The organism is Gluconobacter sphaericus NBRC 12467, assembly GCF_006539125.1.
GTDB classification, from domain to species: domain Bacteria; phylum Pseudomonadota; class Alphaproteobacteria; order Acetobacterales; family Acetobacteraceae; genus Gluconobacter; species Gluconobacter sphaericus.
Genome location: NZ_BJMK01000048.1, coordinates 1 through 11,446, shown reverse-complemented (window position 1 = coordinate 11,446; position 11,446 = coordinate 1). Strand labels below are relative to the sequence as shown.

General features: G+C 51.1%; 8 protein-coding genes and 2 pseudogenes. 4 read left to right on the top strand and 6 right to left on the bottom strand.

Going from position 1 to position 11,446, the window contains the following annotated elements; genetic code table 11:
- Window positions 1-334 precede the first annotated feature (334 nt).
- A pseudogene (locus GSP01_RS15505) lies at window positions 335-649 on the top strand (transposase); the annotation flags it as partial.
- Between the two features lie 420 nt (window positions 650-1,069).
- A pseudogene (locus GSP01_RS13620) lies at window positions 1,070-1,255 on the top strand (integrase core domain-containing protein); the annotation flags it as partial.
- A 110-nt stretch (window positions 1,256-1,365) separates the two neighbouring features.
- On the opposite strand, the gene GSP01_RS13615 reads toward GSP01_RS13620, so the two are convergent.
- From GSP01_RS13615 to GSP01_RS13595, 5 genes are all read right to left on the bottom strand, one after another.
- A complete protein-coding gene (locus tag GSP01_RS13615; protein ID WP_228124010.1) occupies window positions 1,366-1,923 on the bottom strand; it encodes a lipocalin-like domain-containing protein in 558 nt (185 codons plus the stop codon).
- A 17-nt stretch (window positions 1,924-1,940) separates the two neighbouring features.
- Window positions 1,941-3,368, bottom strand: coding sequence for a cytochrome c (locus GSP01_RS13610; protein WP_141354380.1), 1,428 nt, complete (start codon window positions 3,366-3,368; stop codon window positions 1,941-1,943).
- 4 nt (window positions 3,369-3,372) lie between these two features.
- Entirely contained in the window at window positions 3,373-5,016 is a 1,644-nt protein-coding gene (locus tag GSP01_RS13605) for a GMC family oxidoreductase (RefSeq protein WP_141354378.1), read from the bottom strand.
- Window positions 5,017-5,039: 23 nt separating this feature from the next.
- The gene (locus GSP01_RS13600; protein ID WP_141354376.1) at window positions 5,040-5,579 is read right to left on the bottom strand and encodes a sugar dehydrogenase complex small subunit; all 540 of its coding nucleotides are present in this window, start codon (window positions 5,577-5,579) and stop codon (window positions 5,040-5,042) included.
- 181 nt (window positions 5,580-5,760) lie between these two features.
- Window positions 5,761-7,446, bottom strand: a complete 1,686-nt coding sequence (locus GSP01_RS13595) for an alpha-keto acid decarboxylase family protein (protein ID WP_141354374.1) — start codon at window positions 7,444-7,446, stop codon at window positions 5,761-5,763.
- A gap of 104 nt (window positions 7,447-7,550) precedes the next feature.
- On the opposite strand from GSP01_RS13595, the gene GSP01_RS13590 reads away from it, so the two are divergent.
- Window positions 7,551-8,441: a LysR family transcriptional regulator gene (locus tag GSP01_RS13590; protein ID WP_141354372.1), complete on the top strand. Its 891-nt coding sequence runs from the start codon at window positions 7,551-7,553 to the stop codon at window positions 8,439-8,441.
- A gap of 67 nt (window positions 8,442-8,508) precedes the next feature.
- Here the strand turns inward: GSP01_RS13590 and GSP01_RS13585 are convergent, their stop codons facing one another.
- Complete coding sequence (locus GSP01_RS13585; protein WP_141354370.1) at window positions 8,509-9,420, bottom strand: LysR family transcriptional regulator; 912 nt, start codon at window positions 9,418-9,420, stop codon at window positions 8,509-8,511.
- Between the two features lie 107 nt (window positions 9,421-9,527).
- Between GSP01_RS13585 and GSP01_RS13580 the strand changes: the two genes are divergently transcribed.
- Complete coding sequence (locus GSP01_RS13580) at window positions 9,528-11,168, top strand: NAD-dependent malic enzyme (RefSeq protein WP_141354368.1); 1,641 nt, start codon at window positions 9,528-9,530, stop codon at window positions 11,166-11,168.
- Window positions 11,169-11,446: the final 278 nt, after the last annotated feature.

The window sequence follows — 11,446 nt, the reverse complement described above, 5'->3', positions numbered from 1 at the left end:
TTCAATAACGGTCTGCAGCTTGGACATTCACAATAAATATATGTCATTGGCACATACGTCAATGACATATGAATCGGAAGATTCAAGCCTCATGATGGGCGTTCAGACAAATATCATCCCATCTCCAAAACCATCGGTTTTCTGCAGAAAAATCTATGTCCGCTTTTTATTATCGGACATAGGGGTGGGAACCAAAAAAGCCCCGAAAAGGTCTTTCAGAGGCGTGTTCGACAGACGCTCATGCAAGGGCAAAGTGGAGGGTTCGAAGAACCCACTGGTTTTGAAACCAGCTCTGTGATTCCCTTCCTTCGGTTCTGACTGAGGGAATGGTGCTATGAAGCAGGCGGGATTTTTTGATGTTGAAGAGCGGCTTGCCCGCTTGAGCGGGCTTGGCGATCAGCTCGAAGCATTTTCCCGGACTGTGGATTTTGAGGTGTTCCGCCCTGACCTGGAGCAGGCTCTGGCCTATTCAGATGGAAGCAAGGGCGGGCGACCGCCATTTGATCCGGTGCTGATGTTCAGGATCCTGGTGATTCAGACGTTGAACAATTTGTTTGATGAACGGACGGAATATCTGATCAACGACGGCCTGTCCTTCATGCGTTTCCTCGGTCTGGGACTGTCGGACCGGGTACCCGATGCCAAAACACTCTGGCTGTTCCGCGAGCGTCTGACCCAGGCGGGAGCTATTGAAAGACTGTTTGACCGGTTTGATGCAACTCTGCGGAACGCCAGTTATCTGCCAATGTCAGGCCAGATCCTGGATGCGACATTGGTAGCGGCTCCAAAGCAGCGCAATACGAACGCTGAGAAAGCCGACCTCCGGGCTGGGCGTATTCCTGAAGACTGGCAGGATAAGCCATCCAAATTGCCCCACAAGGATCGCCATGCACGATGGACACTGAAGTTCACGAAGGCAGAGCGCGGCGGGATGACGGGACGATCCCCACAACGGATCTTGCCATTCCGTTCTTTGGCTACAAATCGCATGTTTCCATCGACCGGAAGTTCCGGTTCATCCGGAAATGGAAGACAACAGATGCCGTCGCCAGTGATGGTGCGCGATTGCGAGACGGCCTCAGAACTGAGGGCCGTCCTTGGCAGATGGATCGCCCATTAAAACGAAAGGCGTCCGCATACCGCACTGGCTGGACGCACGCCCGATGAGGCGTATCATGACGCGCCGACGCCCTCTGGTCCGGGGTTAACCTCGGACCAGAGGGCCAACAGCAGCGTCGTCAGAATGGCGGCATAACAACAAACGGGTATAGCTTATTCAAACCTAAAAACTATCCGAACGGACGGGGCTACCTCGAGGTGCTTGCTCCTTTTTTAGCACAGAGCACGGTCGTCGGCTTTTCCAGATTAATTGACCCGTTTAAAACGGATAATGCTGCGGGACATTTTTCCGTTATCCCAGTTAGGCATAATCCGCCAAGGCGTCAGAACATCAGCTTCATTCCCTTTTACGACGATATTACGACGCTGCTCTGTTCCAACCCATTCTGGCGCCCATGCTGTCTGTACACTTGTAACCCACTGGTTACCTTCCACACGATAGCGGCCAATATAGGCAACGAGTGTCTTCATGAGATGCGCGCGATCTGCGTCATTTTTTGCCGGCTGACGATCACTCCCTTCAAGATTAAACGCAACCCAACCGTCAGGGGTGAAAATAACGCGACCACGCGGATGGGCACCCATAGCGTCAATCAACTTCCCGGTTTCTTTATCCTGAACCTTATAAGAGACCAGCTCCCAAACCCCGACTATGTTCTTTTTCAAGTCTGGATCAACCTGCTTTGGAAGTTCCGGAATGGATACTTCCTGAGCATGGACAGATGACAATGAAGACATAGACACAGCTCCCGCAAAAGACATAATCATCATAATTTTTGTGTATTTCCGCATTTTTTTAAACATATTTATATCCTTTTGTTTTAAACAATATTTCGCGCTTTGTGACGCCTTGTGGCGAACACTACGGCACACAGTACCAGAAGCAGTATTGCTCCCGCCGCCATGCCAACTCGGGACAACAGCAATAATGGAGAGGCAGGCCCACCCTTTCTGATAAGCGCGACATCCTGTGGTGTGACCTGAACGTCTGATCGACCATATGTTTTGAAAACAAAATTGCTCAACCTGGCGATCTGACTATCGTCTAATTGTACAGCATCTCCCGATTTCCCGCCGAAACCTGGCATGAAGGCTTGGCGCCCCTCTACCGATCGAGAGACACCATACAGAATGGTCGATATCAGGTTGTCGCCACGCGACGCGCCTGTCACCGAATTATGCCAGAGAGATGGATAATAACCGTCTTTACTCCCCTGAGCACTGGCCCCATGACACGAGGCGCAGTTCCCCATAAAGAGAGCTGCTCCACTGGCGGTGTCGTCGTTATGATCCATAATCGGGGTTGCCCCCCGTAGTTCAACTGCCGGACTTACGTCATGACCCTGCTGAAATCTGGATGACGTGTGATCATTCGGATCACTAACCGGCTTTAAGCTGCGTAAATAAACGCTAATGGCATTGAGATCGCCGGAAGACATGCGGGAGAAGCTGTGTTCAACAGCCTCACCCATCCCGCCTCCGGCCTGAGCTTTGCCATGCAGGCGTCCCGTGCGGAGATATTCCGTAAGATCCTGATCACTCCAACTCCCAATACCACTGACTGTGTCAGGGGTAATGTTTGGTGCGTACCATGTTCCAAGACTGGCTCCCGACAGCGGGTGCGCCAGATCTTCCTGCATCAGGAACCCACGATGTGTATGGCAGGTTCCACAATGCGTCGCCCCCTGTACCAGATAAGCTCCCCTGTTCCACTCTGCCGACTTTGTCGCATCAGCCTGATAGGGTTTTCCATTCAGGAACAACATGTTCCAAAAAGACATGGAGAACCGGATATTCATCGGAAATGGCAGCGCTGTAACCGGTCCTTTTTTATCTACCGGAGCAACCTCCTTCTGGAAGTAAGCATATAAATCAGCAATGTCCTGATCCGTCAGATAGGAATAAGCTGTGTACGGCATTGCGGGGTACAGGTTGGCACCATCTTTTCTGACGCCACGCCGAACAGCCTTATCGAAATCTTCTAAAGAATAGTGACCAATACCTGCTGAAAGAGACGGAGTGATGTTTGTCGAATAGATAACTCCCAAGGGGGTATGCATGGCCAACCCACCCGCGAAAGGCTGTCCATGGGGCGCCGTATGACAGGCTACGCAGTCTGAAGCAACTGCCAGATACTGACCACGCTGTGGGTTTCCAAGTGGATCAGCCTTTGCTGGATGTGTCGCAGAAAGAGCAATGACAGCAAGAGAGCAGACTGTAACTGTGTAGAAAAAGGATCGCTGTATCATGAGATCAAGCCGTCTTGAATTGTGCCACGATTGCATCGGCGGCCTTCAAAGCAAGCGCTGCCATTGTAATCGTGCTATTTCCACTCCCGCCGGTTGTCATTGCTGCCCCGCCAGGAAGAAAGAGGTTCTCATGATCGTGAGAACGGCAATCAACATCGACAACTGAGTCTGATGGGTCTTTTCCCATAATGCAGCCTCCCATGATGTGATCACTATGCAAGAACTCAGGATTCAGATCGAACTTTGTCGCCCCTAAAGCCGCTGCCATCTTTTTAAGTGTCGGAATCGTATATTGTTCCGCACTACGCCGCACATAATCGCCAACATCATAATAAATCCGCGGGCGATTAAGGCCTAACCAGTCTTTTTTATCCGACAGCGTCAGACGATTAATGGAAGACGGAAGAGGCTCATGCTCCACAACCAACAGCCCGGTACAAGCAGACAGGCGGCGAATTTCCTGATCGAGGGCACGTCCGTACAGACCTTTTTTTAACGCTTCTGCTGCACCAATCGAGCCTCGGGCCATATTTTCCATACGGAACATGGCTCCAGCATATTCGCTACGGAAGTCGCCCTGACTGGTGTTCAGAATGCTACTGCCCTGTACAGGTCCAACCCCAGTCCAAAGCGGCTCGCTCATTTCAACAGTCGCTTTCAACTTCGGCTGATCCATCATGTTACGCCCTACCTGATCGGAACTGTTGGCAATTCCATTTGGATGGCGATCATCTTTGGACAAGAGCAGAAGTTTGGGGGTCTCAATGCCATTACAGGCAATGACGAAAGCACGCCCTGTTACGCGATGTGATGTTCGATGAGGGTCATAATAATGGACAGCCTGTATTTTATGGCGATCATCCGCTTCAATGCGATAGGCAACAGCATTGGTTAAAAGCTTTCCGCCTTTGGCCTCAATGCGTGGCAGTGCCGTGGCTGCGTCATATTTTGCAGCAATAGGGCAGACCGGAAAACAGTTATTATTGCCACAGCACGCAGGACGTCCATCATAACTAACACCACTATTGCGCGCCTGCGGTGCAGGCAAATTTTGCAAGCCGAGTGGTGCCATAACGTCGGTGAAGCGCTGCTCTCCTGGCCCCAAAGGTAACGGACCCATAGGATAAGGCCGGGAACGAGGCGTTTTTGGAGGCCATTGCAATGCGGCATCCGTTGGACCGCAAACGCCCAGAGCATATTCTGCACGAGCATAATACGGCTCTAAAGTCTCATAATCAAAAGCCCAATCGCGCCCAACCCCATAGAGGCTTTTTAATTTCAAATCCTCAGGGGTCATTCGCCAACAAATGCCAGCCCAGTGCCACGTCGCTCCGCCAGCATACCGAACATAACCTTGCTGGTAAGCCGTGGCATTAGGCCCTGTCAGATCCAGATAAGCATTTTCTTCGCCAGGCGTGCGCGTTTCGAGCACTGGTGCCCATGGTGGGGGAGGAAATGGCGCATCCCAATGATGTCGCAACGACGGAGGAAGGTTTCGAAAATTTTCTACGATGGTCTGTCGATCAACCTTGGGTCCAGCCTCCAACATGAGCACTGACAAACCAGCATCTAGAGCTTGTTCAGCGATCAAACACCCAACAACACCTGTTCCGACGACGACGACATCATATTTTGTCTCATTTACCATTTCAGCGCGCTCCTATATCAGCTTCAAAAAATCGGAAGTTGAGAAAGAGGCGGAGCGTCCGCCGTCCAGCCATTAGGCCCAGAAATAGCATAAGAGGGTATCGTCATTACATCAGACGTGACTTTGAACATCAAAGCCTCTTCATAAGAAATGACTGAAATAGTAGATGCCCCCTGAACTGCACCAGTATACCAAGATTCAATGATGCTTTGAGCGGCATTTTTCAAAGAAACATCTGGTAGAGCTTCCATAAGCTCTTCAACATCGGCGGGCTTTTTAGCCTCAATGAACGATGCTAGCTGCTCTAAATGTTCAGGAAAATCAGGAACAGTCGCGATCATTGCATCCGCCGTTCTAATTCCAATAGTTTCATTGAGCTTGTGCGGCACCAAAAGAGATGAAACCGACATGAACTTCTGATGCACCACTCCGGAGCGTAACGCCCCGCCACTCAGTGTGGCAGCACGAGTTGCTTGAACACAAAAGAGGGCACTGAGAGACGACATACCCAAAAGTAACTCGCGCCTCCCGATCCGAGGGCTGGTAGAGCGTGATATGCGCATAAGAAACACTCACTTCAAAAAATAGAATTACCCAACTCTAGATAATATATACGCTCAATAGTTTATTTCCTTCATAAATTTTTATTTTAAAATGATCTTTTATTTATGTTTATAGACATGTTTATGCATGTACCTTCCTATTTTTAAAGGAAGGTACATGCACGAATAAAATTACTTACCCTCAGACAGGCTTGCGGGAATTGGCGGCTGCAACAAATTTACCCCACTGCACGAGAGTTTCGGTGCAATCCGTCTGATCCAGCTTACATTCGATCAATGTTGGTCCACGAGTATTCTTCTTGGCCTTTTCAATGGCATCAGCAAGTTCTGCACCTGTCGTAGCGTGCAAGCCCAGTCCGTATTTCCCACTTTCCACGCCCGGAACGCCCTGGTTGAAGACCTGCATCAGAGCGGCATAGTCCCAGTTCTGGATATAATTATAGGGGCCATCATGAATTTTGATCTCAATGACGTAACCAAAATTATTAATCAGGAATATGATGACGGGCAGTTCATAACGGACCATCTGCGCAACTTCCTGCGCGGTCAGTTGAAACGAGCCATCGCCAACCATCAGAACATGCTGACGCTCAGGAGCAGCCAAGGCATTACCGAAAATAGACGGTACAGACCAGCCGATATGTCCCCACTGCATTTCCGACTCAACTTTAGCACCCTCAGGCAGATGCATACGTGTTGCATTAAACCAGGAATCCCCAGTCTCGGCGTATAACGTCGTGTTACCGTCAACCAATGCATTGATCTGACGGGTCATTTCATCATTAGTGAGTGGCTTGGCACCGTCAGCAACCGGCAACACAACGGGAGTATACGGTTTCACCAGAGAGGCAGGCTTACTGGACACCCGCTCCGTCAGAGCAGCCACGAATTCCTTCAAACGGAAACCTTCAAAAGTCTTTCCGCTCACTGTGACACGGCCTGGGTCCACCTCAAGCACACGCTCGCCACGCACGGAATCCCGCCAACCGACAGTCGAATAATCATTCCAGACCGGGGCCAGAGTGATAACAGCGTCAGCGCTCTTGATGACATCTTCAACACCAGGGCTGCTGACCTCCCCCCAATAAACTCCGCGGAAACCCGGATGCGCCTCAGAGAAGAAACTCTTGGCCGCAGCCATAACAGTCACGGCACAACCGAGCTTGTCTGCAAGAGCCACTGTTTCAGTCAGTGCCTCACAAGAGCGCAGCTTGCTCCCGACAAGAATGACAACATTCTGGGCTTTCTCAAGAAACGCGAGACTTTCTTCGAGCGCAGCTTTGAGGCTGACCTCGTCTGCCTTCAGGTGAGACAGAAGCGACGAAACCGGACCTGGGCGCACACATGGCTGGCTCGCAACGTTACAAGAAATTTCTAAATAAGCGGGCTTTTTTTCGCGCAGCGCGGTCCGAATGACGTGATCGATTTTTGCGGGTGCAGTGTCTGCCGAGGTGATGCTCTCAGCCGCACACGTAACGTGCTTCACCATCTCCATTTGATAATTATAGTCTGTCGTGCCGATCGTGTGGTGCAGGACATGGCCCGACCCATGATCATTAGAGTTCGGCGCACCAGAAATCAGAATGACGGGTAGATTTTCAGCATAAGCCCCACCCAGGCCATTCATTGCTGAAATTGCACCGACACTAAACGTCACCACAGCAGCAGCAGCACCATTTTCGCGCGCATAACCTTCCGCCGCGAAGCTGCAATTCAACTCATTGCAGTCATAGATCTGCTTCATACCGCCATGCTCAATCAGTTGATCAAGCAGAATCAGATTGTAGTCACCAGCAACAGCAAAATGATGCTTCAGACCGATTTGTGTCAGCCGTTCAGCGAGATAATGCCCAACAGTGAAATCCATAACTCAGTATCTCCAATAAAAATTCTTTCCCCAAGATGGATGCCCCTCTTTTAAACGTCCAATATATATTTTGACTGATTGTCATATGTGGATAATATGGATCCATGGATCTTCGCCATCTACGCTATTTCGTGGCCATCGCAGAGCATGGCAGCTTCACAAAAGCTGCGGAGGCGCTTCATATCGAGCAGCCCCCTCTCAGCCAGCAGATTAAATCCCTAGAAACAGAGCTAGGAGTGCAACTCTTTATCCGGTCTAAACGCGGGGCCGCCTTGACGGATTTTGGGGAGCAGCTTTTTGAAAAAGCCCAGACAATTCTGCGCCTTGAACATCAATTTCACCTTCTGGCCAAAGGATTATCTCTTGGCGAGCAAGGACGTCTTAGAATAGGGATGGCTGGAGCCGTAGCGCTGTTACCCCTAATACCCAAAGCCATACGGGCATTTCGAGAGCAGTGGCCCGATATTGTAATCACACTCGAAGAGAGTAACACCCCCGCTCTCTGTGAGGCTTTACGAGAGCGCCGGGTAGATCTCGCCATTGTACGCCCGCCAGCGCCAGATCCGGACATCGTACTCCATCCTCTCTTTGATGAACCAACCCTGATCGCCATTCCAAAAGGCCATCCACTTTCCAAGCGCCACACACTCAAATTAATCGATGTCGCCAAAGAACCATTTCTTATTTTTGATCGCTCACTCGGCCCCGGTTTCTACGATGCTATTATCTCAGCCTGTCAACAAGGCGGCTTTACTCCGCGTTTCGGACAAGCAGCCCCTCAGATCGCCGCAACAATTCCAATGGTTGCGGCGGGACTGGGTGTAGCAGTCGTTCCGGCTTACCTGCGACAAATTCATGCCGATGGCGCAACATTCCATCCCATCTCCGGCCCCTCACCTCGAGCCAGCATTTCGCTTGCCACCCTTGAAACGGAATTGACTGGACCAAGCGCCAATTTCCAACAAATTCTTCTGGCTATAGGAAACAGTAATTAGAATATGATATTGAGTGTATTATCCGAAATTCCCCATGAATTTTAGTCATACATATCAATTATTTCCACTAATGCCGTGACGGTCGATGCGCCAAAAAATCCCTTAAATTGTCGAGAAAAGTTCGAACGCGCAAAGGCACGTTGCGTCGACTTGGCATCGTTGCAAACAATCCGATCGTCTCCCCTTGGTACTCGGGCAACAGACGTACCAGCCTGCCGCGTTGCAGGTCGTCGCCAACGTCCCACAAGACTTTGAACACGATGCCTTTACCCTTGAGAGCCCAATCATGCACCACTTCGCCGCTCGTCGTCGAGAGGTGAGGTGTTACCTCAATAATTTGATCTTCTCCCGCACGAGACAGTCTCCACCGGTCGAGCATCCCAAGTTCATGCCCACGCATCAAACAAATACAACGGTGCTGATGGAGCTCGGCAGGAGTGGCAGGCATGCCAAACCTCTCAAGATAGGCCGGAGAAGCACAGATGACCCGTTCACTACTCATTATTTTCGTCGCAACAATCCCCGCTTCATTCGGCATTCCAATCCGGATGGCCAGATCAAGCCGACTATTAACGACATCCAGTCCTTCGTCTGACAGAAGAAGATGCACACGCAGCTTCGGAAAACGATCGGCGAATTCGCTGACAAAATCAGCCAAACGGCGACGCCCCAGTTCAAGTGGCGCCCCGATACGCAGGACGCCACGAAGCTCCTTCTGATTGGCAGAAATCTCTGCTTCAGCTGCCTCGATATCAATCATGATCTCTGCAGCCCGCTCATAAAACATGTGCCCCTCGTCCGTCAGGTCGAAGCGCCTCGATGTCCTTGTTACCAGACGTACGCCAAGCCGCTCCTCCAACCGAGCCAATCTTCGACTGGAAGCTCCTGCCGAAACGTTGAGGTGACGCGCGACAGCAGTCAGATTTCCCGCTTCAACGAGGAGTACGAAAAATCTCAGGTCACCGGCGTCGTCGTGCATGGAGAGGGCCATCTTTGCATTTTAAACATAGATACAATGCCTTTTATGCGACTACCAGCACCATCAACGCACATCCATTGTCTGTTCATCAATGAATGGAGACAGACATGACGTCCGATCGCACTGCATCTTCACTCCCTCCCCTTCTGGATGCGGTTCACAACCGCGAAACCGCCTTTACAAATGAGGAGCGGCACAAGAATGGTACGCTCGGCCTCCTGCCTGACGCCGTCGAAACCCTTGATCGGCAGATGGAGCGCGTCCTGTGGCAGCTTGACAGCAAGAGCAGCGATCTTGAGCGCTTTCTGCATCTGAATGGATTGTCACAGCGTAACGAGACACTGTTCTTCAAGGTTGTGATGTCCGATCCGAAACGCTTTCTTCCGATTATTTACGATCCGACAATCGCTGATGCCTGCCTTCAGTACAATCGTCTCTTTGAGAGACCACAAGGCATGTATCTTTCGTTACGTCACAAAGGGCATGTGAAAGAGATTCTCGCCAACTGGCCTGAAAAAGATGTGCGCTTCATCTGCGTCAGTTCCGGCGGTCGCATTCTAGGGCTCGGAGATATTGGCGCCAACGGCATGGGCATTCCGGTGGGCAAGCTGCAACTCTATACAGCCTGCGCCGCAATTCCACCTCAGGGCCTTATGCCGATGTTGCTGGATATCGGTACGACCAATCAGGAATTGATTGACGATCCACTCTATCTCGGTTTGCGGCAGGCACCCCCATCGTCAGACGAACTCGACGCATTCGTTGATGAACTCGTCGCAGCCATTCAAGAGCTTTATCCTCATTGCTGCCTGCATTTTGAGGACTGGAAAGGGGATGATGCCATCCGCCTACTGGCGCGATATCGTGACAAGATCCTTTGCTATAATGACGACATTCAAGGGACTGCGGCCATTACGATCGCCGGCCTCGACACAGCCTTATCGATCAAGGGTGAGGCGCTGAAAGAACAACGTATCCTGTTCTACGGCGCAGGTTCTGCTGGGATCGGCATCGCGAATATGATCGTGAGTGCGCTACAGGACGAAGGCCTTTCTGAAACTGATGCCCGCGCCTGTATCTCAATGATGGATATCAACGGACTGATCGAACCCTCGCGGCAGGATCTTAATCCTTCGCAAAAAGTATTCGCTCACTCCCATGCAGCGACAAAAGATCTTGCAGAAGCCGTCAAATCTATTAAGCCCACTGTCCTGATCGGCGTCAGTACCAACGCGGGTGGCTTCACCGAAGAAGTCGTCCGCACCATGGCAAGCATCAACGACAAGCCCGTCATTTTCGCGCTTTCCAATCCCACCGACAAGGCGGAATGCACTGCCGAACAGGCCTATCGCTGGACCGACGGCCGCGCGCTCTTCGCTGCTGGTGTCCAGTTCGATGATGTCACTTTGAATGGCAAGACGCTAACCCCCGGCCAGGCCAATAATTTTTACATCTTCCCCGCCGTGGCACTGGCTGTCTGGGCAACACAGGCACGACGCATCACCGACGAGGTCTTTCTCGAGGCAGCCAAGGCAACCGCTGAACAAGTCACAGCAGAACAACGTGCCCACGGTTTGCTTTTCCCGCCGCAAAAAGATGTCTTGCGTGTGGAGATCAACACGGCCATCAAAATCGCGCGTCAAATCTTCAAGTCGGGCCTGGCTCAGGTCCCTGAACCCGAAGACATCGTGGACTGGATTGAATCCAAACTCTACCGACCGGAATACACATCGGCGAATGGGCAGTAGTCTCTCCTCCCATACCGTCGTATCCGAAACTGTGGCAGACATTCACAGGAAGTGGAGGGATCAAAGAACCGTTAATTGATCCATTTGGCCGGTAATTTCCATGTTTTGGCAATTTGATTAATGGTTCTTTGGGGCGTTGTCGGTCTGCGTCTTGAGCAGATCAAGGGCTGTTAGGATGCGTTGATAAAAGATCTGATCCAGAGCCTTGCGGTGGCGATATGGAGAAAGTTCATGAATGACAAAGCGGTTTTGTCATCGCGGGTTGCGATGGGGCGCAT